At 72.9% G+C, this 26392-nt stretch carries 22 protein-coding genes; 11 read left to right on the top strand and 11 right to left on the bottom strand.

Annotated elements, in window-relative coordinates:
- Window positions 1-109 precede the first annotated feature (109 nt).
- On the top strand, window positions 110-1261 hold the full coding sequence (locus tag OHA30_RS00905; RefSeq protein WP_328911828.1) for an acyl-CoA dehydrogenase family protein: 1152 nt from the start codon (window positions 110-112) through the stop codon (window positions 1259-1261).
- Window positions 1262-1318: 57 nt separating this feature from the next.
- On the opposite strand, the gene OHA30_RS00900 is transcribed toward OHA30_RS00905, so the two are convergent.
- The gene (locus tag OHA30_RS00900) at window positions 1319-1702 is read right to left on the bottom strand and encodes an ArsR/SmtB family transcription factor (protein ID WP_328911827.1); all 384 of its coding nucleotides are present in this window, start codon (window positions 1700-1702) and stop codon (window positions 1319-1321) included.
- Between the two features lie 91 nt (window positions 1703-1793).
- Between OHA30_RS00900 and OHA30_RS00895 the strand changes: the two genes are divergently transcribed.
- The gene (locus tag OHA30_RS00895) at window positions 1794-3806 is read left to right on the top strand and encodes a heavy metal translocating P-type ATPase (protein ID WP_328911826.1); all 2013 of its coding nucleotides are present in this window, start codon (window positions 1794-1796) and stop codon (window positions 3804-3806) included.
- Between the two features lie 723 nt (window positions 3807-4529).
- Window positions 4530-5060 (top strand): MarR family winged helix-turn-helix transcriptional regulator, encoded by a 531-nt coding sequence (locus OHA30_RS00890; RefSeq protein ID WP_405785988.1) that lies wholly within the window; start codon window positions 4530-4532, stop codon window positions 5058-5060.
- Window positions 5061-5109: 49 nt separating this feature from the next.
- Here OHA30_RS00890 and OHA30_RS00885 read toward each other — a convergent pair whose 3' ends face one another.
- Window positions 5110-6216: an NAD(P)/FAD-dependent oxidoreductase gene (locus OHA30_RS00885; RefSeq protein WP_328911825.1), complete on the bottom strand. Its 1107-nt coding sequence runs from the start codon at window positions 6214-6216 to the stop codon at window positions 5110-5112.
- Between the two features lie 299 nt (window positions 6217-6515).
- Here OHA30_RS00885 and crcB (OHA30_RS00880) point away from each other — a divergent pair, with 299 nt between their 5' ends.
- The 5 genes from crcB (OHA30_RS00880) to OHA30_RS00860 all read left to right on the top strand — a co-directional run bounded on the left by crcB (OHA30_RS00880) (window position 6516) and on the right by OHA30_RS00860 (window position 11715).
- A complete protein-coding gene (crcB, locus tag OHA30_RS00880; RefSeq protein ID WP_328911824.1) occupies window positions 6516-7004 on the top strand; it encodes a fluoride efflux transporter CrcB in 489 nt (162 codons plus the stop codon).
- Entirely contained in the window at window positions 7001-7375 is a 375-nt protein-coding gene (crcB, locus tag OHA30_RS00875; RefSeq protein WP_328911823.1) for a fluoride efflux transporter CrcB, read from the top strand. Before crcB (OHA30_RS00880) ends, crcB (OHA30_RS00875) begins: the two co-directional genes overlap by 4 nt.
- A 137-nt stretch (window positions 7376-7512) precedes the next feature.
- Window positions 7513-8439 (top strand): oxygenase MpaB family protein, encoded by a 927-nt coding sequence (locus OHA30_RS00870; RefSeq protein WP_328911822.1) that lies wholly within the window; start codon window positions 7513-7515, stop codon window positions 8437-8439.
- A 79-nt stretch (window positions 8440-8518) separates the two neighbouring features.
- A complete protein-coding gene (locus OHA30_RS00865; protein WP_328911821.1) occupies window positions 8519-10741 on the top strand; it encodes a serine/threonine-protein kinase in 2223 nt (740 codons plus the stop codon).
- A 155-nt stretch (window positions 10742-10896) separates the two neighbouring features.
- Window positions 10897-11715 (top strand): endonuclease/exonuclease/phosphatase family protein, encoded by an 819-nt coding sequence (locus OHA30_RS00860; RefSeq protein WP_328917682.1) that lies wholly within the window; start codon window positions 10897-10899, stop codon window positions 11713-11715.
- 67 nt (window positions 11716-11782) lie between these two features.
- Here OHA30_RS00860 and OHA30_RS00855 read toward each other — a convergent pair whose 3' ends face one another.
- The 4 genes from OHA30_RS00855 to OHA30_RS00840 all read right to left on the bottom strand — a co-directional run bounded on the left by OHA30_RS00855 (window position 11783) and on the right by OHA30_RS00840 (window position 15551).
- Complete coding sequence (locus OHA30_RS00855) at window positions 11783-12760, bottom strand: phosphotriesterase family protein (RefSeq protein ID WP_328911820.1); 978 nt, start codon at window positions 12758-12760, stop codon at window positions 11783-11785.
- 97 nt (window positions 12761-12857) lie between these two features.
- On the bottom strand, window positions 12858-13445 hold the full coding sequence (locus OHA30_RS00850) for a DUF4865 family protein (protein ID WP_328911819.1): 588 nt from the start codon (window positions 13443-13445) through the stop codon (window positions 12858-12860).
- Entirely contained in the window at window positions 13433-14083 is a 651-nt protein-coding gene (locus tag OHA30_RS00845; RefSeq protein WP_328911818.1) for a TetR/AcrR family transcriptional regulator, read from the bottom strand. The genes OHA30_RS00850 and OHA30_RS00845 overlap by 13 nt, the downstream gene beginning before the upstream one ends.
- Window positions 14084-14183: 100 nt before the next feature.
- On the bottom strand, window positions 14184-15551 hold the full coding sequence (locus tag OHA30_RS00840) for a glycoside hydrolase family 3 N-terminal domain-containing protein (RefSeq protein WP_328911817.1): 1368 nt from the start codon (window positions 15549-15551) through the stop codon (window positions 14184-14186).
- 357 nt (window positions 15552-15908) lie between these two features.
- On the opposite strand from OHA30_RS00840, the gene OHA30_RS00835 reads away from it, so the two are divergent.
- Window positions 15909-18860, top strand: coding sequence for a glycoside hydrolase family 9 protein (locus OHA30_RS00835; protein ID WP_328911816.1), 2952 nt, complete (start codon window positions 15909-15911; stop codon window positions 18858-18860).
- A gap of 55 nt (window positions 18861-18915) precedes the next feature.
- On the opposite strand, the gene OHA30_RS00830 is transcribed toward OHA30_RS00835, so the two are convergent.
- Window positions 18916-20190 (bottom strand): RNA polymerase sigma factor, encoded by a 1275-nt coding sequence (locus OHA30_RS00830; RefSeq protein ID WP_328911815.1) that lies wholly within the window; start codon window positions 20188-20190, stop codon window positions 18916-18918.
- Window positions 20187-20516 (bottom strand): YciI family protein, encoded by a 330-nt coding sequence (locus tag OHA30_RS00825; RefSeq protein WP_328911814.1) that lies wholly within the window; start codon window positions 20514-20516, stop codon window positions 20187-20189. The genes OHA30_RS00830 and OHA30_RS00825 overlap by 4 nt, the downstream gene beginning before the upstream one ends.
- Before the next feature lie 266 nt (window positions 20517-20782).
- Here OHA30_RS00825 and OHA30_RS00820 point away from each other — a divergent pair, with 266 nt between their 5' ends.
- A complete protein-coding gene (locus OHA30_RS00820; protein WP_328911813.1) occupies window positions 20783-22285 on the top strand; it encodes an MFS transporter in 1503 nt (500 codons plus the stop codon).
- A 115-nt stretch (window positions 22286-22400) separates the two neighbouring features.
- On the opposite strand, the gene OHA30_RS00815 is transcribed toward OHA30_RS00820, so the two are convergent.
- From OHA30_RS00815 to OHA30_RS00805, 3 genes are all read right to left on the bottom strand, one after another.
- The gene (locus OHA30_RS00815) at window positions 22401-23303 is read right to left on the bottom strand and encodes an RNA polymerase sigma factor SigF (protein WP_405785991.1); all 903 of its coding nucleotides are present in this window, start codon (window positions 23301-23303) and stop codon (window positions 22401-22403) included.
- Window positions 23304-23360: 57 nt separating this feature from the next.
- The gene (locus OHA30_RS00810) at window positions 23361-24344 is read right to left on the bottom strand and encodes an acetylxylan esterase (protein ID WP_328911812.1); all 984 of its coding nucleotides are present in this window, start codon (window positions 24342-24344) and stop codon (window positions 23361-23363) included.
- Window positions 24345-24452: 108 nt separating this feature from the next.
- On the bottom strand, window positions 24453-25055 hold the full coding sequence (locus OHA30_RS00805; RefSeq protein ID WP_328911811.1) for a TetR/AcrR family transcriptional regulator: 603 nt from the start codon (window positions 25053-25055) through the stop codon (window positions 24453-24455).
- Between the two features lie 178 nt (window positions 25056-25233).
- On the opposite strand from OHA30_RS00805, the gene OHA30_RS00800 reads away from it, so the two are divergent.
- Window positions 25234-26190: an SDR family NAD(P)-dependent oxidoreductase gene (locus OHA30_RS00800; protein WP_328911810.1), complete on the top strand. Its 957-nt coding sequence runs from the start codon at window positions 25234-25236 to the stop codon at window positions 26188-26190.
- Window positions 26191-26392 lie beyond the last annotated feature (202 nt).

Below are 26392 nucleotides of genomic sequence, written 5' to 3'. Positions count from 1 at the left end.
TGCTTCCGATGGCACTCAGTGTGCATAATGAGGGTACTCAGTATCATGAATTTCCGGAGGATCCACCCCTTCCCCCGGCGCCCGTTCTTCCCACCTGAGGAGCCTCGACATGTCAACAGACTTCGATCTTTTCCGGACGTCCGAGGAGCAGGAAATGCTTCGGGACGCGGTGCGTTCGTTGGCGGAGGCGAAGATCGCGCCGTTCGCGGCGGAGGTGGACGAGCAGGCGCGGTTTCCCCAGGAGGCGCGGGAGGCGCTTGAGGCGAACGAGCTGCACGCCGTGCATGTCCCGGAGGAGTTCGGGGGGTCGGGGGCGGACGCGCTGTCGACGGTGATCGTGATCGAGGAGGTGGCGCGGGTGTGCGCCTCGTCCTCGTTGATCCCGGCGGTGAACAAGCTGGGGTCGCTGCCCGTGCAGTTGGCGGGCTCGGCGGAGTTGAAGGAACGGTATCTGGGGGCGCTGGCGCGGGGCGAGGGGATGTTCTCGTACTGCCTGTCGGAGCCGGAGGCGGGTTCGGACGCGGCGGGCATGCGTACGCGGGCGGTCCGGGACGGTGACCACTGGGTGCTGGACGGGGTGAAGCGGTGGATCACCAACGCGGGGGTGTCGGACTTCTACACGGTGATGGCGGTCACCGACCCCGAGCGGCGGACCAGGGGGATTTCGGCGTTCGTGGTGGAGAAGGACGACGCGGGCGTGTCGTTCGGCGCTCCGGAGCGCAAGCTCGGCATCAAGGGCTCCCCGACCCGTGAGGTCTACTTCGACCAGGTGCGGATTCCGGCGTCCCGGATGATCGGCGAGGAGGGCACGGGCTTCGCGACCGCGATGAAGACCCTCGACCACACCCGGGTCACCATCGCCGCCCAGGCACTCGGCATCGCCCAGGGCGCCCTGGACTACGCCAAGGGCTACGTCAAGGAGCGCAAGCAGTTCGGGAAGGCCATCGCGGAGTTCCAGGGCGTGCAGTTCATGCTCGCCGACATGGCCATGAAGCTCGAAGCCGCCCGCCAGCTCACCTACGCGGCCGCCGCCCGCTCCGAGCGCACGGACCCCGATCTGACGTTCTTCGGGGCCGCGGCCAAGTGCTACGCCTCGGATGTGGCGATGGAGATCACGACCGACGCCGTTCAGCTGCTGGGGGGTTACGGGTACACCCGTGACTATCCGGTGGAGCGGATGATGCGGGACGCCAAGATCACGCAGATCTACGAGGGCACCAACCAGATCCAGCGCATCGTCATGGCCCGCAACCTGCCGTAACACCACCAACCCGCCGTAAGACCAGCGCACTTGACGAGCGGCGGGCGGCGGGCGCGGTCAGCGCGGGGTGTCCGTGAGGGCGTGGTCGCCGGCGGTCTCGACCGCGCCCAGCCGCAGGTGCTCGACGTGGCCGAGGGCCTGGTCGAGCAGGTCGGCGACGTGGTTGTCGTAGAGCGAGTAGACCATCGAGCGGCCCTGGCGCTCGGCGGCGACCAGGCCGAGGTTGCGCAGCAGCCGCAGCTGGTGGGAGCAGGCGGTGCGCTCCATGCCGACGGCGTCGGCCAGTTCGGTCGCCGCGCAGGGGCCCTGGTGCAGATGGGCGAGGATCAGCAGCCGGGACGGGGTGGCCAGCGCCTGAAGGGTGGTGGCCACCGCGGTGGCGCCGACCGCGTCCAGTCGCTCGCGGACGCCGCCGGTGCCGGTGCTTCTTCCATGACCCATGGGGGCAGTTTACCGACAACATGTGAAAAGATGTTCACTTGTTCCCTTATAGTGGCCGGGTCGCCCTGGCCCCTCGGAAGGGAACCCCCTGATGTCGACCGCTCTCCTCGTACGTCCCGATGCCGCCGACGCGGTGCCGGTGCCCGCGCGCCGCCCGACCCGGGTGCTGGCGCTGCCCGAGGCACGATGGGCGCTGGCCTCGCTGGCCCTCTTCCTGCTCGCACTGCCCGTACGGCTGGGCGGGGGACCCGGGTGGCTGTGGGGCCCGCTCTTCGCGCTCTGCTACGCCGCCGGCGGCTGGGAACCGGCGCTCGCCGCACTGACCGCGCTGCGCGACAAGGTGCTGGACGTGGACCTGCTGATGATCGTGGCGGCCCTCGGCGCCGCGGCGATCGGGCAGGTGACCGACGGCGGCCTGCTGATCGTCATCTTCGCCACCTCCGGCGCGCTGGAGGCCCTGGCCACCGCACGTACCGCCGACTCCGTACGCGGCCTGCTCGACCTGGCCCCCGCCACCGCGACCAGGCTGGGCCCGGACGGCGGCGAACAGACCGTGGCGACGGCCGAGTTAAAGGTCGGCGACCTCGTCCTCGTGCGGCCCGGCGAGCGGATCGGCGCCGACGGCCGGGTGCTCGACGGCGTCAGCGAGGTGGACCAGGCCACCGTCACCGGCGAGCCGCTGCCGGTGGCCAAGCAGGAGGGCGACGAGGTCTTCGCGGGCACGGTGAACGGCACCGGCGCCCTGCGGGTACGGGTGGAGCGGGACGCGTCGGACTCGGTGATCGCCCGGATCGTGGCGATGGTCGAGGAGGCGTCCGGGACCAAGGCGCCGACGCAGCTGTTCATCGAGAAGGTCGAGCAGCGGTACGCGCTCGGCATGGTCGCCGCGACCCTCGCCGTCTTCGCCGTCCCCCTCGCCTTCGGGGCCGCGCTGTCCGCGACGCTGCTGCGGGCGATGACCTTCATGATCGTGGCCTCGCCGTGCGCGGTGGTGCTGGCCACGATGCCGCCGCTGCTCTCGGCCATCGCCAACGCCGGACGGCACGGCGTCCTGGTGAAGTCGGCGGTGGTGATGGAGGCGCTCGGGCAGGTCGACGCCGTCGCGCTGGACAAGACCGGCACGCTGACCGAGGGCACTCCGCGTGTCACCGACGTACGTCCGCTGACCGGCTTCGGTACGGGCGAGGAGCGGGCGCTGCCCGGCACTGGGACCGGCGAGGACCGGCTGCTGGCGCTCGCGGCCGCCGCCGAGCACCCCAGCGAGCACCCGCTGGCCCGGGCGGTCGTGGCCGCCGCCCGGGACCGGGGCCTCGACCTCGCCGCCGCCGCGGACTTCGGCTCCGCCCCCGGGGTCGGGGTCACCGCCCGCGTCGGGGGCGGCACGGTCGCCGTGGGCGCGCCGGCCCGCCTGCTGGACCCCGGCGACGAGCGGGCGTCCGCCGTGCTCGCGCTGGTCGCCGAGCTGGAGGACGGCGGACGCACCGCGGTCCTGGTCCAGCGCGACGGCGTGCCGGTCGGGGTGCTGGGCATCGCCGACCGGCTGCGCCCGGGTGCGGGTGCGACCGTGGCCGAGCTGGCAGCGCTGACCGGCAGCGGCCCGCTCCTGCTCACCGGGGACAACTCCCGCGCCGCGGCCCGGCTGGCGGAGGAGGCCGGCATCGCCGCAGCCGATGTGCGCGCCGGGCTGCTGCCGCAGGACAAGGCCGCCGAGGTCGGCCGGCTGCGGGCGCGCGGGCGCAAGGTCCTGGTGATCGGCGACGGCGTCAACGACGCGCCGGCGCTGGCCGCCGCCCACGCCGGAGTGGCGATGGGCCGGGTCGGCTCCGACCTGGCCCTGGAGACGGCCGACGCGGTCGTCGTCCGTGACGAACTGGCCACCGTGCCCGCCGTCGTGGCGCTGTCCCGCCGCGCCCGCCGGCTGGTGAGGCAGAACCTGGTCGTGGCCGCGGTGTTCATCACGGGCCTCGCCGCGTGGGACCTGGTCGGCCACCTGCCGCTGCCGCTGGGCGTACTGGGCCATGAGGGCTCCTCGGTCGTCGTGGGCCTCAACGGCCTGCGCCTGCTGCGGGATTCCGCCTGGCCCCGGCCCGCGCGGCCCCGCTGATCCACGGCGCCCGATGTGCCTGTTGCTGTCGGGTGTGCGGGATCGTGAGGGCTCCAGGGTCGTCGTGGGTCTCAACGGTCTGCGTCCGCTGCGGGATTCGGCCTGGCGCCCGGCCGCCCGGCCCCGCTGATCCGCCGCGCCCGACGGGCCCGCCACGGCTCGCGGGCCCGTCGGGTTCCGCGCGTACACCGCCCTCCACCGCCCCGCCGCCCCGCCGCTCGTCCTGCCGTGTCCGGCTGTCGGGGCCTGCGAGCCCACCAGCGTCCGCCGGCTCACCGCTCGGCCCGCCGCGCGGCGCCAAGTCCGGCCCCACGTGCCGTAGCAGGCGGTATTCGCCGTGCGGCGCGCCCGGCCACCGTGCCCGACCGGGCGTCCGCCGTCTTCGTTCCGGCGTGCGGCGGTGGGGTGGCGGGCGGCCGTGGGTCGGCGTGAGAGCCGCACGGGCAGCGCAGGAGAAGTCAGGGCGGCCGATTTCCGGCGCGGTCACGGGCAGCCGACGTTCGGCCCGCGTCGATCGCCCACTCGACGCCGCGGGTCACTATCTGCGCAATCGCTTCCCTCCGCTTCCCGTTCCGCTTGCGGCCCGCGCGTGGCGGCACGGGGGGAGGCGCGGTGTTCGCGGCGCCCCGGAGGCGGCGGAGAAGGAAGCTCATGGCCCCAATTGCGGAGTTCACCGCGCTCACGGACGGAAGTGCGGTGCCGGGTCTGCCGTATTCTGGCGGCATGGGGAAATCAGCGGACGGGAAAATGGGGGTCGTTACCGCGCTGGTGCGTGCCTCATTTCTGGTGAATGCCGTGTACGCCGAGTCGAGCCGGGAGTACGGAATCACCGCGCAGCAGGGGCAGCTGCTCTGTGTGCTGATGGTGCAGCCGTACGGCATGAGCGAACTCGGCGGGACGCTGGGGCTGGCCAAGTCGAGCCTGACCGGGCTGGTGGACCGCACCGCCCAGCGCGGCCTGGTGCGCCGCGAGCCCGACCCGAGGGACGGCCGGGCGATCCGGGTCGCGCTCACCGAGGAGGGCGGCGCGCTCGCGGAGAGGTTCTACGCCGGGACCTGCCGGCGGATCGACGAGCTGTCCGTGGGCCTGGACGACGGCGACCGCGGCACGCTCGCGGACCTGCTCAGCCGGGTGGTGCGGGACAACGAGGTGCCGGTCGTCTTCGCCGAACCGGCTGAACCGGCTGAACCGGCCGAGCAGGACGCGGCCGCGGGCCCGGCCGCGGGCCCGGCCGCGACCCCGGCCGCGCGCTGAGCGCCCACGCGGGCCGGGCCCGACCCCGTACGGCGAACCCGCCCCCGGATCACGCCGTGCCGAACAGCTCGACGAACCTCCCGATGAACAGGTCCGTCCCCTTGTAGCGGGCGACCTCCTCCGCCGACAGCAGCGACGGCCCGTCGGGCGTGGGCACTTGGCCGACCCCGCCGGTCGGGCCCAGCGGAAGGATGACCGAGGGGACGGGGGAGGGCCGGTACACCGCCGTGGGCTCCTCACCCCGCACCTGGGCGAGGATGTTCGCCGCGACGACCGCGGCGTGCCGCATCGCGTACCCGGCCATCTTCGCCTCGGCGAGGTCGGTGACGTCGCCGAGCGCGTACACGCGGCCCTGGCCCTCGACGTTGAGCCGTTCGGTGACCCGGACCCGGCCCTGCGGCGTACGGGCGGGCAGCAGTCCTCCGCTCAGATAGCCGGTGTCGGCGCGCACCCCGTAGCAGCGGAACCAGATGTCGGCCGTGATCTCCTCCGCCGCGGCGCCCGAAGCGCCGACCGTGCCGACCGTGAACGTCTTCGCCCGTCCCGGCTCGGTCGGCGGCTGCTCGGCGAGTGCCGTACCGAGCCGCAACTCCACACCCAACCCGTCGAGTTGGCGGTGCAGTTCCGTATTCATCGCCGGATCGAAACCGGGCACGAGCCGCTCGGCCGGATCGAGGACGGTCACCCGCTTGTCCGGCCACACCGCCTTGATCTCGCCGGAGAGCTCCAGACCGACCGGCCCCGCGCCGACGATCAGCACCCGCCGGGCGTCGGTGAGTTCCGCGTGCGTGGCCCGCAGCCGCGCCAGCGCCTCGCCGGACAGGTCGGTGTCCGTCTTGGCCGGGTAGGGGTAGTCGGAGCCGGTGGCGAGCACGAGGTAGTCGGCGCCGACCCGCTCGCCGGAGGCCAGGGTGACACCACCCGGGTCCACCGAGGTGGCGCGCTCGCGGATCACCCGGCCGCGCCGCAGGAGTTTGTCATAGGGAAAGAAGATGTTGCCCGCCCATTCCGGTTGGACCAGCGCGCGCAGGGACCCGGCGGCGTGCACGAATGCGTCTTTGGGCTCGATCAGGATCACCTCGGTGTCCTCGTCCAACGCCTTCGCGACGGCGGCGCCCCCGTAACCCCCACCGATGACCGCGACGGTACGACCCATGGTTTCTCACTCCCGGCATTGTCGGACATCTAGTTCGCGCTGCGAATTATATTGGTTCGCAGAACGAACTACAACCGCCGTGGTCACCGCCCGGCCGCCCGGCGCTTCTACCGCGAGAGGGTGGGGAAGGGCCCCGGGCGGCGGGTAGAATATGAGCAGCGGTCGCCCTCGGGCGCCGCGCGGCGGTGGGGCCCGCCGTACCCGAACCGCGGTTCAGTACGCCGCCAACGGTCCCTACTTGCGACGCGCATGTCGTGCCTGTGCACCCATGCGCCGTGACCTGCAAGTAGGAGACGCGCATGGCAGAGCCCTCGACGGCCCACCCGGTCGACCCCGACGTCGATCTGAGCGTGCCCGCCCAGCGCGAGGAGATCCGGCCGCGCGAGAGCCCGGTCCTCGCGGTGATCGCCGTCGGCGGCGCGATCGGCGCGTCGGCCCGCTACGGAGCCGCGCTGCTCTGGCCGACCGCGTCCGGTGCCTTCCCCTGGACGACCCTGCTGGTCAACTCCCTGGGCTGCGCGGTCATCGGCGTCTTCATGGTGCTCCTGACCGAGGTGTGGGCCGCGCACCGGCTGGTCCGGCCGTTCTTCGGTACCGGCGTGCTCGGCGGCTTCACCACCTTCTCGACCTACGCCACGGATGTCGGGCGCCTGGTCGACGGCGGTCAGCCCCGGACCGCCCTCGCGTATCTCGCCCTCACACTGGCGGCCGCACTCGCCTCGGTGTGGGTGGCGGCGGCGTTGACCCGCCGGACCGTCCGGCGCGAGCGCGCCCAGGAGGCACAGTGAACTGGCTGCTCGTGATCGCCGGGGCCATGGTGGGCGCCCCCGCGCGCTACCTCACCGACCGTACGGTGCAGACCCGGCACGACAGCGTCTTCCCGTGGGGCACCCTCACCGTCAACACCGTGGGCTGCGCGATCCTCGGGCTGCTCACCGGAGCGGTCACCGAGGGCGCCGCCTCCCCGCACCTCCAGCTGCTGATCGGCACCGGGCTGTGCGGCGCCTTGACGACGTACTCGACCTTCTCCTACGAGACGCTGCGGCTCGCCGAGGAAGGAGCGCGCTTCTACGCCGTGGCCAATGTCGTGGCGAGTCTCGCGGCGGGCCTGGGCGCCGCGTTCACGGGCTCGGTGGTCGCCCAGGCGATCTGGGGCTGAACCGGCCACAAGCCGACGACCCCCGGGCCGCTCGTAGGATCACCGTACCGGCCCCGCCCGTACCGGCCCCGCCCGGACCGCCTCCGCGACTACCGTGGACGGACGGAGGCGGACGGAGGCGGACGAGGGAGGCGGCCATGCGCGACGCGGGCATACGTGACGCGGCCATGCCCGACGCGGACCCCGGGCTCTTCGGACCCGGCTCGGTGACCTGGCAACTGCACGGCGACCCCGTGATGTGGGTGGCCGGCGTACGCGCCCTCTACCTCCAGGCGCTGCATCCGCGAGCCGTCCGCGGTGTCGTGCAGAACTCCGACTTCCGCCGCGACGCGTGGGGACGGCTGCTGCGCACGGCCTCGTTCGTCGGCGAGATCACCTACGGCACCGCGCCCGCCGCCGAGCGGGCCGGCGCCCGGATACGCGGTATCCACCGCAGGCTCTCCGCGACCGACCCGGACACGGGGGAGCGGTTCGGCGTCGACGACCCCGAACTCCTGCTGTGGGTGCACTGCGCCGAGATCGACTCGTATCTGCACGTCGCCCGCCGCTCCGGCTTCCCGCTCACCGACGCGCACGCCGACGCCTACGTCGACGAGCAGCGCGTGGCCGCCCGGCTGGTCGGTCTCGACCCCGCCGCCGTGCCCGCCGACACCGCCGCGCTGGCCCGCTACTTCGACCGGGTCCGCCCGCGCCTTGCCGTGACCCCCGAGGCGTACGAGGTGGACCGCTTCCTCGCCGCGCCGCCCGTGCCGTGGTCCCTGGTGCCGCTGCGGCTCGCCGTGTGGCGGGCGGTCGCCGGCACCGCCTTCGCGGCCCTGCCGCCGTACGCCCAGGAGCTGTACGGCCGCCCGGTGTCCTCCTCGGCCGCGGCCGACCGCCGGCTGCGCGCCGCCGGACGGCTGCTGCGGGCCGTACCCGCCACCCTTCGGTGGCAACTGCCGCCGGGCCACATCCTCAAGGCCGTCGCCCGGCTCGGCCCCGGCGCCCGCCCGTCGGCGGGCCGGCTGCCCGCCGACGTAGCGCCGGACCGTCCACCGGCCGACAGAAATCCCGATATGCCCTGATGCGCTGTGCCGACTGTCGGCCGTCCCGGCCATACTGGAACCGGGGAATGCACCGAGGAGTACGGGGGCGGCGGCGCCGATGGCGGCTGGACATCACGACGGGTACGCGAGACAGGGCGGCGGACCGTCCACGGGCGGTGGAGCCAACAGCACACTCATACAGGGCCGTTACCGGCTGCACGAGCTGATCGGCCGGGGCGGGATGGGCGAGGTCTGGCGCGCGCTGGACGAGTCGCTGGGCCGCCGGGTCGCGGTGAAATGCCTCAAATCGTCCGTGGGTCAGTCCGGCGACGCCGGATTCACCCGCATTCTTCAGGAGCGTTTCCGCCGCGAGGCCCGGGTCGCGGCGGCCCTCCAGCACCGCGGGATCACCGTCGTGCACGACTTCGGCGAACACGACGGTGTGCTCTACCTGGTGATGGAGCTGCTCGACGGCCGCAATCTGCTCCAGGTGCTGGACGACGCCCGGCGCCACCCGCTGCCCGTCCCGGACATCACCGACATCGCCGAGCAGGTCGCCGACGCGCTCGCCTACACCCACGCCCAGGGCATCGTGCACCGGGACCTGAAACCGGCCAACATCATCCGGCTGCCCGACGGCGCGGTGAAGATCTGCGACTTCGGCATCGCCCGCCTCGGCCACGACATCGGCTTCACCTCCCGTCTCACCGGCACCGGCATGGCCATGGGCACCCCGCACTACATGTCGCCCGAGCAGATAGGGGGTTCCGAGGTCGACCAGCGCAGCGACCTGTACTCCCTGGGCTGTGTGCTGTACGAACTGGCCACCGGGCGCCCGCCGTTCGACCTCGGCGACGCCTGGTCGATCCTGGTCGGCCACCGCGACACCGAGCCGGAGCCGCCGCGCGCCAAGCGCCCGGAGCTGCCCGGCGAGCTGGAGCGGCTGATCCTCGACCTGCTCGCCAAGGACCCCGAGGACCGGCCGCAGGACGCCGCGGACGTCGGCGGCCGCCTCAAGGCGATGCTCGCCGCGGCGAGCGCGGGCCACGCCGCGCCCCCGGCCGCCGTGCCCGCCTGGGCCGGCCGGCTCACCACGGGCCCGTCCGCGCACTCCACCCGCGCCCACCGGGTCGCCGTCCCCCCGCACCACGAGCTGACCGGCGCCTGGTCCACCCGGACCGTCGCCGTCACCGCGGACCCCGACACGCTCGGCGCGCTCGACGCCCGCCAGGCCGAGGCCACCGACCTCGGCCGGGTCGGCAACTGGCGGCAGTCGTACGAACTGCACACCGCCGTGGCCACCGCCCGCGACCGCGCCCAGGGCACCGAGCACCCGGACACCCTCGCCAGCCGCCACGAGGCCGCGTACTGCCTGACCCGGCTCGGCCGCACCGAGGAGGCCATGCGGCTGTACGCGTACGTCGCCGAGGTGCGCCGCCGTGTGCTCGGACCCGACCACCCCGACACGCTGGCCGCCCGGCACGAGACGGCGTACGCGCTCGGCGCGCTCGGCCGCCATCTGGAGGCCCACCAGGAGTTCTCCGCGGTGCTCGCCGCCCGCGAGCGCAGCGTCGGCGCCGAGCACCCCGACACCCTGCACTGCAAGCACAACCTGGCCTTCAACCTCGGGCAGTTGGGCCGCGTCGAGGAGGCGCACACCACGGCCGTCGAGGTCGCCGAGGCGCGCGCCCGGGTGCTCGGCCCCGACGACCCCGAGACGCTGGTCACCCGCTTCGAGGTCGGCTACACCCTGGGGCTGGCGGGCCGTTGGGCCGAAGCGCTCGACACCTTCCGCGAGGTCGCCGAGGCGCGCGCCCGGGTGCTCGGCCCCGAGCACCCCGACACGCTGGCCGCCCGCTACGAGACCGGTATCTGCCTGGGCCGGCTCGGCCGCTGCGCCGACGCCCGTGTGCTGTACGAGGAGCTGGTCGCGGCCCGTACCCGCACCGCGGGCTCCGCCGACGCCGAGACACTGCGGGCCCGGCACGCGCTCGGGGTGAACCTCGGGCTGCTCGGCCACTGGGACCGCGCGCTCGCCGAGGCCAGGGACGTCGCCGCCGTACGGGAGCGGGTGCTCGGCGCCACCCACCCGGACACGCTGGTCAGCAAGCGGGAGATCGCCGTCGGCCTGGGCTGGCTGGGCCGCTGGTCCGACGCGCTCACCGTCTACCACGAGGTCGCCGAGGCCCGTGAACGGGTGCTCGGACCCGCGCACCCCGACACCCTCACCAGCCGCAACGACGAGGCGCACTGCCTCGAACAGCTCGGCCGCACCCCGGAGGCCCAGGCCGTCTACCGCCGCGTCGCGGCCCAGCGGCAGGACGCCCCCGAACGCCTCTGACCCCCCGGCAAGCGCCCCCGCCCGGCCGCCGCCCCTTTCCCGGGCGCGGACCGCCGCCCAGAATGATCACCCGGGCGGGCGGTCCGCCCCGCGAGGGCGACGAGGGGAGCCGGCGCGTGAACGACGACGGTGCGAGCGGTGGCACGGTCCGGGTGATGACATGGAACCTGTGGTGGCGGTTCGGCGACTGGCGGGCCCGGCGGGAGGCGATCCTGCGCACCCTGGAGGCCGAACGGCCCGATGTGCTGGGCCTTCAGGAGGTCTGGGCGGGCCCCGACGAGAATCTGGCCGGGTGGCTCGCGGAGCGGCTGGGCATGCACTGGGTCTGGTCCCGCTCGCCCGTGCAGGACCGCTGGCACAGCCGCAACGGCGGCGACTCCACGGTCGACGTCGGGGTGGCGGTGCTCAGCCGCACGCCGATCCTGGAGACGGCCGAACGGCGGCTTCCGGCCGGGGACTTCGCGGACGACGGCAAGACCGCCCTGCACGCGCTGATCGAACTGCCGGGCGGGCCGATGCCGTTCTTCACCACCCACCTCAACTCCCACCCGGCGGGGTCCGCGGTCCGCTGCGCGCAGGTACGGGAGCTGGCCGCCTTCGTCGCCGAACGGGCGACCGGACCCCATCCGCCCGTGGTGACCGGCGACTTCAACGCCGAACCCGACTACGACGAGATCCGGCTGATCTGCGGCTACAAGACGGCTCCCGCCGTGCCGGGCCTGGTGCTGCTGGACGCGTGGCGGTTCGCCGATCCCGCGCTGCCGCAGGGCACCTGGGACATCGCCCACCAGGACTCGGCGAACTTCGGCGCCCGGCCGAGCTGTCTTGACTACGTGCTGGTCGGAATTCCGGGCCCCGGCGGGCGCGGCGCGATCCGTACCGCCCGCCGCGCCGCCGACACCCCGGTGGATGGCGTACGGCCCTCCGACCACGCCGCCGTCCTCGCCGAACTCGCCCTGGGGGAGGGCGACTAGGACGCGTCCCCGAGCCGCGACGGCCTCCGGCGCCGCGCGCGTCCGCCTGCGCGGCGGACGCGCGTCATCAGACCTTGCCCGGCGGGCGGGACGTGCCGGAATGGTCCCGGGGCCAGTCGACGGCCAGGGCCCGGGCCGGGTTGTGGACGAAGATCGCCTCGGCCGCCGGTTCGCCGAGCGCGCCCGTGATCCTCGGCCGCAGCACCCGCAGTTGATACGGCAGACCGGGGCCGCCGCCGGTCGAGGCCCGGCCCTCGGCGGCCGTGGTGTCGCCGCCCAGCAGGATCTGCCCGGTGTGACCGGCCGCCGCGAGGTCCGCCAGGCTGTCCAACAGCCGCCAGTCGGTGGCGTGATGGGCCCGCGACGGACCGTCGAAGGCGAGGAACGCGCCGGAGGCCGCCAGTTCGCGGTGGATCCCCGGGTCGGGGAAGCGATTGAGGTGGCCGAGCAGCAGACTGCCCGTCGGCACCCCCAACTCGCCGTGCAGCAGGTCGAGTACGTCCACGGCAGCGGTGCCCAGCTCGTGGTGGACGCCGATCGGGGCGCCCGTGGCGTGGTGCGCCTCGGCCGCCGCCGCCATCACCCGCCGGGTGTGGTCGCCCAGCCGGTGGAAGTCCCCGGCCACCTTGATCATCCCGGCTCTCGCGGCGACGCGCGGCCCGTCCGGGTCGTCGCCCTCGCGCATCCCCTCGGTCAGCTCGGCGATGAAGAACGCGCCGAGCGCGCCGCCGTGCAGCCGGTCGAGCAGCTCCGGGTCGTAGTGCGCGGCCTGGTGCAGCCCGGTCGCCGCGACCACGTGCACCCCGGCGGCGTGCGAGACGGCCGGCAGCGTCGCCGCCGCCCGGCCCATGCCGAACGGCGTCCACTGGACGAGCGCGCCGCCGCCCAGCGCCTGGAAAGCGGTCAGTTCGGCCACCGCGGCCGCCGGGTCGGCCAGCTCCTGGCCGGGCAGGGCGGGGATGCGCAGAAAGAGATGGTCGTGCGCGTCGCAGACCCCGAGCGCGTCCGGCGCGATGTCCCCGAGGACCGTACGCACGGCGGTCACGAGGCGCCGCCGTCCCGGGCGACCCGCCCGCCCCGGACACCCGCGAACTCCCCGCGCGGCCGGTACCGCGCCGCGCGGCCGATCCGTGCCCGCCGCGTCACCACTGCCGTCCCGTCCCCAGCGCGTCCAGCTCCGGCCTCGACAGGTGCAGCACCTGATACCGCTCGGTGCCCGGCTCGTCGGGCGCCGCGTCCCGCCAGAGGGTGAAGTGCAGCAGCTCCCAGTGCCGGGGGTCGATCACCACGGCCGCCGAGTGCACCCCGGGCCGCGCGGCCAGCTCCGGCAGCTCTTCGAGCGCGCGCCCGATCACGGCCGCAGGCCGCTCGGCGGGGTCCAGCGGCCGGGAGCGGCGGGCCGCCGCGCGCGGGACCTCCGGGGCGGCCGGCCCGCGGGCGAAGCCGAGCCCGGTCCAGTGCTCGACCACCGGGCGGCCGAAGTCTTCGATGAGCGACTGGAAGCCGGGTCCCCACAGAAAGCTGTTCATGCCCTCGGCGGTGTTCCACAGGTAGAAGGGCGCGTACTGGTTGACCGGCGAGCCGTCCACCCCGCGCTCCCGGATCAGATACGCCTTCTGGCCCAGCCCGGGGAAGTCGTCGAGCAGCGGGCCCTTGGTGGCGACCCGGTGCCGGACGATCCCCATGTCGTAGTCGGCGGGCAGGGTGATGCGGTAGTTCATGGCGTGCACGTACGGCCCTCCTCGTGGTGCGGCGCCGAGGAGACCCCGGCGCCGGAATGCGTACGGGGCTGCGGCCGGTGATCCGCCGGACCGCCGACGGCCAGCAGGCCCACCGCGCCGCGTACCGCCCGGTCGAACGGTTCGCGGGAACCGGCCGCGCGGGCCAGTACGTACCCGCCCTGCACCACCGCGGCGATCGCGGCGGCGGTGTCGGCCGGGTCGAGGCCCGCCCGCAGCTCGCCCGAGGCGACCCCCTCGGCGACGATCCCGGCGAGCCGTTCGCGCAGCCAGGCGAAGGTCTCCTCGACCGGCGCCCGCAGCTCCTCGCTGGAGACGACCTCCGGGTCCATCGCCATCCGGCCGACCCGGCAGCCCGGCAGCGGGTCGCGCTCGTACAGCAGATACCCCGTCAGCTTCTCCGGCGCGCCCGCCCCGGCGGCCAGCTGGGCGTCGGCCCGGTCGCGCAGCTCCTCGGCGCTGCGCCGCATCGCGGCCAGCGCCAGATCCGGCTTGCCCCGGAAGTGGTGGTACATGCTGCCCTGCCCGGCGCCCGCCCGCTCCTGGATGGCCCTCGGGCTGGTGCCGACGTAGCCGCGCTCCCAGAGCAGGGCCTGCGCGCTCTCGATCAGTCGCTCCGCGGTGTTCACCCGAAGGAGTGTACATACCAGTAGGTACAGAACTCGTCGTGAGGACGGTCCCGCTCCGGCCGGGAGGACCGGGGCGGGACCGCCGTACGGTAGCGACGGCTCAGCCGCAGGTCAGCACACCCGCGTTGGCCTTGGCGGTGAGCACCCGCCGTACGCTGTCGTCGACCGCCTTGCGCAGAGCCGCGCTGTGCGGGAGCCCGCTGATCACCGCGCTGGTCATCGGGGCGATGTCGGACGGCTTCACCGTCAGCACGATGTTCCCGCCGGACAGGATGAAGTCCAGTGCCCGCTTGGCGGGGGTGTGGTCGCTGACGGCGACGGCCTGCCCGAGGTCGTCGGAGATGATCACGCCCTTGAAGCCCAGCGAGTCGCGCAGGATGCCGGTCACGATCGTGGGGGAGAAGACGGCCTGGCGCTTGGGGTCGATCTTCGAGTAGATCGCGGACGAGACCATCACGAACGGCGTGCCCGCCTGGATGCCGCTGCGGAACGGCTGGAGGAACGGGTCGTTCCTGGTGGTGACGGTGTCGGTGACGCCCGCGGTCAGGTCGGTGTTGCCGCGCACCCGGCCCAGGCCCGGGAAGTGCTTGATCGTCGGGGCCACGCCCTCCTGCCTCATTCCGCGCAGGAAGGCGTCGCTGTGCGAGGCGACCGTCGCCGGGGTGGTGCCGAACTCCCGGTCGAGCTTGCCGATGGGCGCGTTGACGTTCACCAGGTCGGGGGGCACGGTGTCCGCGACGGGCGCCAGGTTCATGTTGACGCCGGCCGACTTGAGCTGCCGCGCCCACTCCCGCGCGCTGCTCTGCAGCCGGGTGGTGGACCACGTGCCCTGGGTGACCGCGCTCGGGATGGTGCTGAAACCGGGCCCGTTGAGTACCTGCACCCGGCCGCCCTCCTGGTCGGTCGAGATCAGCATTCCCACCCGGGCGCCGTGCACCGAGGGGGCCAGTGCCCGCACCCGGTCGGTGACCTTCTTCACCGCGGCCGTGCCCGTCGACGTGTGGCCGATGAGGAAGACCGAGCCCACCCGCCCCCGGGTCAGGGCCGAGGACTCGGCGGAGGTCATGCCCGAGGTGCTGACCGACGTCATGAACAGCTGGCCCACCCGCTGCGCGGTGGACATCGCGGACATGGTCCGGCTGACGCAGGTCGCCGCGGGCGTCGCCTTGGACGGCGTGGCGGACGTACTGCGGGTGGCCGGCGGCACCGGGGCCGAACCGGACCCGGAGGCCGAGGCCGAGGTGGACGCCGACGTGCTCGGGGACGCGCTGGTCGTGGTCGCGCTCGCGGTGGTGGTGGGGGCGCCGCCCGTCCCGGAGGAGGAGGACGCGGGGGTGCCCTGGGTCGTGGTGCCGCAGGCGGTCACGGTGACAAGGAGGCCGAGCGCGAGCCCGGCCGTGCGGCGCGAGCGGCGGGCGGGCACGGAGTACGGCCGGGGAGCGGCGGCGGGGACTGACGGCTGGCGCACGGCGGGACCTCACACCTCGTCTGGGGGCGGAAAGGGAACGGAGGCGGGACTTCGCCTCCTTCGTGTCCTGTGCCCCGAAGATGCCCGGTCGTCCCGTATGACGGAAAGAAACCCCCGTGAGGAGGCCGGAATGCCCCCTGCCGGCCCTGCCGGACGCCCCCCGCTCCGCCGCCGGCCGGGAGGAATGTCCGACGGGGGCGGCGCCGTCCGCAGGACGCTTGACGGTGTGTGAGTACGAGGGCGAGCATGTGGGAGCGCTCCCACAGGTGGCCGTTCGGGGATTCCACCCGATTCCCGGCCGGCCGCCGGTGGGCGCGTCTTCCCCCCACCACGACCATCGCCCTCCCAGGAGGACGCGTGCCCAGACTCCGTATCCCGCCCGTGCGTGCCCTGCGGCGCGTCCGGGCAGCGGCCGTCACCGCCGTGGCCGCCGTGCTTCCGCTGGCCCTCGTGGCCACCGCGGGCGCGCCCGCCGCGCATGCCGCCGCCCCGGCGGCGCCCGCCGCCGCTTCGAGCTACAACTACGCCGAGGCGCTCCAGGACTCGATGCTCTTCTACGAGTCCCAGCGCTCCGGAAAGCTCCCCGCCGACAACCGCGTCACCTGGCGCGGCGACTCCGACCTCACCGACGGCGCCGACGCGAAACTCGATCTGACCGGCGGCTACCACGACGCCGGCGACGAGGTGAAGTTCGGCTTCCCGATGGCCTTCTCGATGACCATGCTCGGCTGGGGCGGCATCGACGAGTCGTCCGGCTACACCAAGAGCGGCCAGAACACGTATCTGATGCGCAATCTGCGCTGGGGCGACGACTGGCTGCTCAAGGCGCACCCGTCGGCCAATGTGCTCTACGGCCAGGTCGGCGACGGCGGTACCGACCACGCCTTCTGGGGACCGCCCGAGGCCAACCCCGAGCCGCGCCCCTCGTTCAAGATCGACGCGTCCTGCCCCGGCTCGGACCTCGCCGGTGAGGCGGCGGCCGCGCTCGCCTCCTCGTCCATGGTCTTCAAGTCCAGCGACGCCGCCTACGCGGCCACCCTGCTGACCAACGCCAAGCAGCTCTACACCTTCGCCGACACCTACCGCGGTACGTACGACAAGTGCATCACCGCCGCCCAGGGCTACTACAACTCCTGGAGCGGCTACTGGGACGAGCTGGTCTGGGGCGCCATCTGGCTCTACCGCGCCACCGGCGACAGCGCGTACCTCACCAAGGCGGAGACGTACTACGCCCAGCTGCCGAAGATGAACCAGACCACCACGCCCGAGTACAACTGGACGCTGGCCTGGGACGACAAGAGCTACGGCGACTATGTGCTGCTGGCCGAACTCACCGGCAAGCAGCAGTACGTCGACGACGCCGAGCGCTGGCTCGACTGGTGGACCACCGGGGTCAACGGGCAGAAGGTCGCCTACTCGCCCGGCGGCGAGGCGTTCGTCGACACCTGGGGCTCGCTGCGCTACTCCTCCAACACCGCCTATGTGGCCCTCCAGTTCGGCGCCTGGCTGAAGAGCCAGGGCAAGGACGCCACCAAGGCGCAGACGTACCACGACTTCGGGGTGCGGCAGATCAACTACGTGCTCGGTGACAACCCGAACAAGGAGAGCTACGAGATCGGGTTCACCAACTCGGGCAAGAACACCAAGTGGCCGCAGAATCCGCACAGCCGGGCCGCGCACGGCTCGTGGGACCAGTCGATGACCGACCCGGCCACCACCCGGCACCTCGACTACGGTCTGCTGGTCGGCGGTCCCGGCTCGGCCGACGACGGCTTCACCGACGACCGCGCCAACTACGGCGAGACCGAGGGCGCCCTCGACTACAACGCGGGCTTCTCCAGCGCGCTGGCCGCGCTCAGCGACGAGTTCGGCGGCACCCCGCTGGCCAACTTCCCGCCCAAGGAGACCCCGGACGGGCCCGAGGAGTTCCTGCAGGCCGCGGTGAACGCGGCGGGCACGAACTTCTACGAGATCAAGGCGCAGGTCGTCAACAAGTCCGGCTGGCCCGCCCGTCACCTCACCCACGGCAGCTTCCGCTACTACTTCACCCTCGACCCGGGCACGACCGCCTCGCAGATCACGTTCTCCTCGGCGTACAACCAGTGCCTGGCCCCGACCGGCCCGACACAGTTCTCCGGGAACGTCTACTACGTGACGATCAGCTGCGAGGGCCAGGACATCGTGCCCGCGGGGCAGTCGGCGTACCACCGCGAGGTGCAGTTCCGGCTCATCTTCCCCGGCCCGCACGACCCCAAGAACGACTGGTCGTACCAGGGTGTGTCCACCGTCCCCGGCTCCACCCCGGTGACCGTCAACAACATGGTCCTGTACGACGGCGCGACCCCGGTGTGGGGCACCGCCCCGAGCGGCGGCGGGACCGGCACGGCCACCCCGCCGTCCGCGCCCGGCGCGCCCAAGGCCACCGCCGTCACGCAGACCTCGGCCACCTTGTCGTGGACCGCGTCCACGGCCGGTGACCGCCCGCTCGCCGGGTACGACGTCTTCCAGGTCGGCGCCGACGGCACCTGGACCAAGACCGTGTCCACCGACGCGAAGACCACCAGCGTCACGCTGTCCCCGCTGACCGCGGGCACCGCCTACCGCTACGGGGTCAAGGCACGCGACGACAGCGGGCAGGTGTCGGCGCCGTCCGACACCGTCTCCTTCACCACCCTGCCCGGCAGCGGCACCTCCACCCCGCCGTCCGCGCCCGGCACACCCACGACCGGGGCGGTCAGCGGCTCCTCGGTCACCCTGAGCTGGCCGGCCGCCACCCCGGGCAGTCTGCCGCTGGCGGGCTACCAGGTGTACGCGGACACCGGCTCGGGGGCGCAGCAGATCGGTACGACCACCACGAACAGCTTCGTCGTCACCGGTCTCGCGGCGGGCGTCACCTACGCCTTCACCGTGAAGGCGGTGGACACCGCGGGCACACTGTCGGCGGCCTCGCCCACCGTCCGGCTGACCGTCCCGCCGCCACCGCCGAGCACCGGCTGCAAGGTGGTCTACACGGTCAGCAGTGACTGGGGCAACGGCTTCCAGGCCGATGTCGCGGTCACCAACAAGGGACCGTCCACCATCAACAACTGGACGCTGACCTGGACCTTCGGCGGCGACCAGCAGATCGGCAACGCCTGGAACGGCACCTCGTCGCAGAGCGGCCAGAAGGTCACGGTCACCAACGCCGGTTACAACGGGGCCATCGCGCCCGGCGGTTCGGTCGACATCGGCTTCACCGCGACCTATCACTCCAGCAACGCCGCACCGCACGACTTCGCCCTCAACGGCGTCGCCTGCACCACCTCTTGACCGTACGTCAGGTGTCCCGGACCGCCCGCGAGGACGGTCCGGGACACCCGGCAGGTCAGCCCCCGCCCTCGGACACCTCGGACACCTCGGCCACCTCGGACAATCGGCGGGCCAGAAAACGGCGTTCGGCCTCGGTCGGGGCCAGCGCGAGCGCCGCCCGGTAGGCGGCCGCGGCCTCACCGCGGCGGCCGAGCCGGCGCAGCAGATCCGCGCGGGTCGCGGGCAGCAGATGGTAGCCCGCCAACTCGCCCGCCGCGGCCAGCGATTCGACCAGCTCCAGACCCGCCGCCGGGCCCTCGGCCATCGCCACGGCCACCGCCCGGTTCAGCTCCACCACCGGACCCGGCGCCCTGCGGGCCAACTCCCCGTAGAGCAGGGCGATCTGCGCCCAGTCGGTGTCCCGTGCCCGAAGGGCCTGCGCATGGCACGCGGCGATCGCGGCCTGCACCTGATACGGCCCCGGCCGGCGCGCGGCCAGCGCCGCGTCCAGGACGGCGACGCCCTCGGCGATCTCCTCGCGGTCCCAGCGGCCGCGGTCCTGCTCCTCCAGCGGCACCAGATCACCGGCCCGGTCGGTACGGGCCGCCGCGCGCGCGTCGTGCAGCAGCATCAGCGCGAGCAGCCCGGCCGCCTCGGGCTCCCGCGGCAGCAGCCGGGCCGGCAGCCGGGCCATCCGGATCGCCTCGGCCGTCACCCGCCGCTGGTCGGGACCCTCGGCGCCGGGCGCGTAACCGGCGTTGAAGAGCAGATAGAGCACGGCCAGCACGGCAGAGGTCCGCTCCGGCAGCAGTTCCCTCGGCGGCACCCGGAACGGGATGCCCGTGTTCCTGATCCTGTTCTTGGCGCGGCTGAGCCGCTGGGCCATCGTCCGCTCGGGCACCAGGAAGGCGCGGGCGATCTCGGCGGTGCTCAGCCCGGTCAGCGTACGCAGGGTCAGGGCGACCTGGGCGGGCAGCGGCAGCGCCGGGTGACAGCAGGTGAAGATCAGCCGCAGCCGGTCGTCGGGCACGGCGTCGCCGGCCGCCTCGACCACGGGCGCCGCGGTGGCGTCGTCGTCCGGGGGAGCCGGCGTGAGCCGGGCCGTCTCCCGGAGCTTGACGGCCTCGTTCGTCCTGCGCCGCAGCACGTCGAGCGCCCGGTGGCGCGCGGTGGTGGTCAGCCACGCCCCCGGCCTGCGCGGCACCCCGTCGCGCGGCCAGCGCTCCAGGGCGCGCTCGAAGGCGTCCTGGGCGCACTCCTCGGCGAGGTCCCAGTCGCCGGTCTGCCGGATGACCGCCGCCACGACCCGGCCCCACTCCTCGGGCCAGGCCGCGGCGACCGCCTCCTTCACCCGGTCCAGAACGGCCGCACCTCGATCATCCCGTGGTGGGCCACCGGGTGCCGCGAGGCGACCTCGACCGCCTCGTCGAGGTCGGCGCACTCGATGATGTCAAAGCCGCACATCTGCTCCTTGGTCTCCGCGTACGGCCCGTCGGTGAGCAGCTTGGCGCCGTCCCTGACCCGTACCGTCGTGGCGTCCTCGGCGTCACGGGTCCTGCTGCCCGTCAGCCGGATCCCGCGGCGGTCCATCTCCTCCGCCCAGGGCGTGGCGTCCATCTCCTCCGGGGTCGCGTCGAACCCCTGCTCCTCACTGCAGATCAGCAGCAGGTACTTCATGGCACTACTCCTTCGGCTGTGCTCCGGTCACGGTCACCTTCACGACGAACGGGGTCGGCCCGTATCTACACCGCCGGACGGGAAATGTCCCGGCGGCGCGGGCGGCGGGCCGCATCCGGCGGGCGTAACCGCGGGCGCCGGGGACAGACGAACGACCGGGAAAGGCCGGATCCACCCACGCAGGTGACGGCCCTTCCCACCGGAAGCGGTCGTCGCGCGAGGTCCGTCGACCGATGTGAGACTGACCGACGAGGAGGTGATCTTCCATGGCCCGTTCCGCGGCTGACTCCGCGTCCGGCCCGTCGTCCACCGGTCCGAGCACCGGCACCGTCACGACGGATGTGCCGGCCCGGCTCGACCGGCTGCCGTGGTCGCGCTGGCACTGGATGATCGTGATCGGACTGGGCACCGTCTGGATCCTGGACGGCCTGGAGGTCACGATCGTCGGCAACATCGCCGGCCGGCTGTCGGAGAAGGGCAGCGGTCTGCCGATCACCTCCGCGCAGATCACCGGCCTCGCCGCCGCGCTGTACGTGGCGGGCGCCTGCTGCGGCGCGCTGTTCTTCGGCTGGCTCACCGACCGGTTCGGCCGCCGCAAGCTCTTCATGATCACCCTCGCCGTCTATCTGACCGCCACCGCGATGACCGCGCTGTCCTTCTCGTCGTGGTGGTTCTTCACCTTCCGCTTTCTGACCGGCTTCGGCATCGGCGGCGAGTACGCGGCCATCAACTCGGCCATCGACGAGCTGATCCCCTCGAAGTACCGGGGCCGGGTCGACCTGATCATCAACGGCAGCTACTGGCTGGGCGCGGTCGGCGGGTCCCTGTTGTCGATCGTGGCCCTGAACACCGGCATCTTCGCCAAGGACGTCGGCTGGCGGCTCACCTTTGCCCTCGGTGTGGTGCTCGGCCTGGTGATCCTGCTGGTACGGCGGCACGTGCCGGAGAGCCCGCGATGGCAGTTCATCCACGGCTACGGCGACGAGGCGAAGGAACTGGTCTCCTCGGTCGAGGAGAAGATCGAGCGCGAGAAGCACCGGCGGCTGCCGCGCCCCACCACCGAGATCACCATCCACCAGCGCAGGAACATCGGCTTCGGGACCATCGCCAAAACCGTCTTCGGCAAGTACCCCAAGCGCGCGGTGCTCGGGCTGTCGCTCTTCATCGGCCAGGCGTTCCTCTACAACGCCATCACCTTCGGCTTCGGCACCATCCTGATCACGTTCTTCCATGTGGGTACCGGCGACACCGGCTACTACTTCGCGGTCATCGCGGGCGGCAACTTCTTCGGCCCGCTGCTGCTCGGCCGGCTCTTCGACACGGTCGGCAGGCGGATCATGATCTCGTCGACCTATCTGCTCTCCGGCGTGCTGCTCTTCGTGACCGCCTGGCTCTTCGACCGCGGGTCGCTGAGCGCGAACACCCTGACCGCCTGCTGGTGCGTGGTGCTCTTCTTCGCCTCGGCCGGCGCCAGCAGCGCCTATCTGACCGTCTCGGAGATCTTCCCGATGGAGACCCGGGCGATGGCCATCGCCTTCTTCTATGCCATCGGTACGGCGGCCGGCGGTATCACCGGACCGCTGGTCTTCGCCGACCTGACCAAGTCCGGAGTGGTCGGCGACACCGTGCTGGCCTTCCAGATCGGCGCGTCGCTGATGTGCGCGGCCGGGGTGGTGGCGGCGCTGCTCGCGGTCAAGGCCGAGGGACGCTCGCTGGAGGACATCGCGACCCCGCTGTCGCAGGCGGAGCCGTCCGCCACGGGCACCTGAGCACGGCGGGGACGCCCTCCGCCCGGGGCCGTCCTCGGTGACGGCGAGCACAAAGCGACGGCCCGCGGGGAATCCGCGGGCCGACGCGCCGTGCGGGCGCGAACGCTTGTCGCCGTCAGCGCTGGGTGAGCAGTCCCTTGCGGAGCTTCGCTATCGTCCGGCTGAGCAGCCGGGAGACATGCATCTGCGAGTAGCCCATCCGCTCGCCGATCTGCGCCTGCGTCAACTCCTCGCCGAACCGCATCTTCAGCAGCTCGCGGTCCCGCTCGGGGAGCTGCGAGATCAGCGGCGCCAGGCAGTGGAAGTCCTCCACCAGCTCCAGCGCCGGATCGCAGGCGCCGAAGGTGTCGGCCAGGGTGCGCCCCTCGCCGTCCGAGCCGCTGTCCGCGTCGCTCCACGGTGTGTCGATGGAACCGGCCGTGTAGCCGTTCGCCGCGACCAGGCCCTCGACCACCTCGTCCTCGGTCAGCTCCAGATACGCGGCCAGCTCGGCGACCGTCGGGTCGCGGTCGAGCAGCAGCGACATGTGCTCCTTGGCCTTGCTGAGTTCGACCCGCAGCTCCTGGAGCCGCCGCGGTACGTGCACCGCCCACGAGGTGTCACGGAAGAACCGTTTCATCTCGCCGACGATGTACGGGATCGCGAAGGTGGTGAACTCCGTCTCGCGGGACAGGTCGAACCGGTCGATCGCCTTGATCAGCCCGATCGTGCCGACCTGGACGATCTCCTCGTGGTCGGTGGCGGGCCGGTTGCGGTACCGGCCGGCCGCGAAGTGCACCAGGGCCAGGTTCATCTCGATCAGGGTGTTGCGGGCGTACTGGTAGGCATGTGTGCCCTCTTCCAGCTCCTGGAGCCGGTCGAAGAAGAGCCTCGACAGCACGCGCGCGTCCTTCGGCGCGACGCCGGTGGCGTCGTCGATCCACGGCAGTCCGCCTGTCGCCTCCTCCCGCGCTCCGGGCAACCACGCGCTCGTCGCCGTCTCGTACGTGCTTTCCGACTGCTGAACCTCTACGGTCACGTCATCGCCTCGCACTCGTAGGACTGTTCGCCGCGCACCTGCCCACGAACCCGCGCTCTATTCCACATTGGTGCCGAGCAGTTGTTCCCGCAGCCACTCCAACTGCAAGGACTGCTGGTAGGCGTCGCCGCCCTCGTGCCCGTTGAACTCGTAGATCTCGATCTGCTTGTCGTCGCCCGCGTAGGCGTTGAAGGCCGCGAACACCGTGGAGGGCGGGCACACTTGGTCCTCCAGCGCGGTGGAGAAGAGCGCGGGGGCCCGGCCGCGGGCGGCGAAGTGCACGCCGTCGAAGTAGGACAGCGTCTCCAACGCGCGGGCCTTCGCGCCACGGTGGGCCGCCAGGTAGTCACCCACCTCACGGTACGGGTAGGCGTCGGTCAGGGTGACCGCCCGGGGGAAGTCGCACAGGAAAGGCACATCCGGGCCGATCACCGCGAGGTCGGGGACGAGCCCGCCGACGGCCAGCGTGATGCCGCCGCCCTGGCTGATCCCGAGCGCCGCCGTCCGCGAGGCGTCGGCCAGCGGGTGCGAGCGGGCCGCCTCCACCGCGCGCACCGCGTCGGTGAAGAGCCGGCGGTAGTAGAAGTCGAGCGGGTCCTGTATGCCCCGGGTCAGAAAGCCGGGGGAGGCCGGGGCGCCGCCCACCGGGTCGGCGGTGTCACCGCTCGACCAACTGGCGCTCTGGCCGCGGTTGTCCATCACGAAGTGCGCGAACCCGGCCGACGCCCACAGCAGATGGGCGTACGGCAGCCCGCGCCCGCCGCCGTAGCCGATGAACTGTGTCAGCAGCGGCAGCGGCCGGGTGGCGCCGGCGGGAAGGGTGAACCAGCCCTTGATCCGGTGCCCGCCGAAGCCGGAGAAGGTGACGTCGTAGGTCTCCACGGTGGCCAGCCCGGTGGGCACGCGCTCGAAACGCGCGTCCAGGTCGTGCACCCGGGCCTCGGCGAGGGTGTCCGCCCAGAAGCGGTCGAAGTCGGCCGGTTCCTTGGAGGCGCTGCGGTGGGCGCGCAGCTGGTCCGGGGGCAGGTCGAACAGAGCCATCTCGGGTCCTCAGGGCTGGACGGTGGGCGGACCGTCTCACCGTACGTCGTCGCCCGCCCGCCCAGAAAGCCCTGCTGAACCGGTTGAGCAGGGAAGAGGGCCGAAGGCTCAGCCGGCCCCGGGCGCCCGGTGGCGCAGGCCGTCCATCAGCAGATCGAGCAACCGGCCGGCCTGCTCCCGCTGTTCGGGCCGGCCGGTGGCCATCGACACTCCGCTCAGGCCGGTCAGCACATCGTTGGCGTCCACGTCCGCGCGCAGCGTCCCCGCCTCGGCGCCCGCGGCGAGCAGCGTGGAGACCGCGCGGAGCAGCAGGTCGCGGCTGTGCGCGAAGGGGTTGCCGCCGGAGGCGACCACGGCCCTGAGCGCGTCGGACATCCCGCGCTTGGTCGCCATGTAGTCGACGAACAGGCCCATCCAGGTACGGGTGGCCAGGTCCGGCGGGGCGGTGCGCAGCAGTTCGGGAGCGGCGTCGCAGAGCCCGGTCAGCTCCTTGCGGTAGGCGGCGTCGACCAGGGCCTCGCGGGTGGGGAAGTGACGGTAGAGGGTGCCGATCCCGACGCCCGCGTCCTTGGCGATGGCGTCGAGCGTCACCTCGGCGCGGGGCTCGCCGTCGGCGGCCTCGGGGGTGAACGCCCTTACGGCGGCGGCCAGCAGCAGGTCGCGGTTGCGCTGCGCGTCGGCGCGCAGCGGTCGGGGGGCGGTACCCGGCACGGGGCCTCTCCTCGCTCTCCACGCTCGGCGCCGTGGCGGGACACGGCGGGTTTTCCACAGGCTCCGGTTGCAAGCGGAGCCTCCTCCGCTTAAGCTGAAAGCCGTATGCGGAGCTTCCTCCGGTTATCAGCGTACCGGCAGTCCCGTCCCTTCCGCACTCCTTGAGGAAACGGATCCCATGACTTCCCCGACGCGTATCACCACGCCTTTCACTCCCGACTCCACCGCCGCCGACGTCGTGGCGGGCGTCCATCTGTCCGGCAGGCGTGCCGTCGTCACCGGCGCCGGCTCCGGCATCGGGGTCGAGACCGCCCGCGCGCTGGCCGCCGCGGGCGCCGAGGTCACCCTGGCCGTACGCAACGCGCTGGCCGGCGAGGAGGCGGCCCGCGACATCATCGCCACCACCGGCAACCAGCGGGTCAGGGTCGTGCTGCTCGACCTGGCCGACCCCGCCTCCGTCGGCGCCTTCACCGCCGCGTGGGAGGGCCCGCTGGACATCCTGGTCAACAACGCGGGGGTGATGGCCTCGCCCGAGATACACACCCCGCAGGGCTGGGAGCTGCAGTTCGCCACCAACCACCTGGGCCACTTCGCGCTCGCCACCGGGCTGCACCGGGCCCTGGCGCTGGACGGCGGCGCCCGGGTGGTCTCGGTCAGCTCCAGCGGGCACCTCGCCTCGCCGGTCGTCTTCGAGGACATCCACTTCGAGCGGCGGCCCTACGACCCGTGGCTGGCGTACGGCCAGTCCAAGACGGCCAATGTGCTCTTCGCCGTCGAGGCGTCAAGGCGCTGGGCCTCCGACGGCATCACCGTCAACGCGCTGATGCCCGGCGCCATCCGCACCAACCTCCAGCGCCATGTGGACGAAGCGGAACTGGAGCGGATGCGGGCCCGCGTCGGCGGTGAGAAGGGCCCGGGCTGGAAGACCGTGCAGCAGGGCGCCGCGACCTCCGTGCTGGTGGCGGCCTCGCCCCTGCTCGACGCAGTGGGCGGCCGCTACTTCGAGGACTGCCAGGAGGCCGAGGAGAACAAGCCGGGCACCCGGCGCGGTGTGGCGCCGTACGCCCTCGACCCCGAGGCGGCGGCGCGGCTGTGGCAGGTGTCCCTCGACACCCTCGGTGCCCTGAGTGCCTGACGCGGCACACGGATGAGCGCGTGCCGCGCCTCGGGCTACCGGGACCCCGGCCGGTGACGGCCGGGGCGTGACCGCGGACCCCGTACGGACCGGTCCGTACAGGGCGGGCCTGATGGACCGGTCATGCCTTCCTGGGGCCGCTGTCGCCGGCCGGCCGGGCTCGGCCGGGGTCGGTGGTGCAACCACCCTTGCGGCAGTTCAC

Source organism: Streptomyces sp. NBC_00223, assembly GCF_036199905.1.
GTDB lineage: Bacteria > Actinomycetota > Actinomycetes > Streptomycetales > Streptomycetaceae > Actinacidiphila.
The sequence above is the reverse complement of the archived record's forward strand: the minus strand, read 5'-3'. Positions and strand labels throughout refer to the sequence as shown.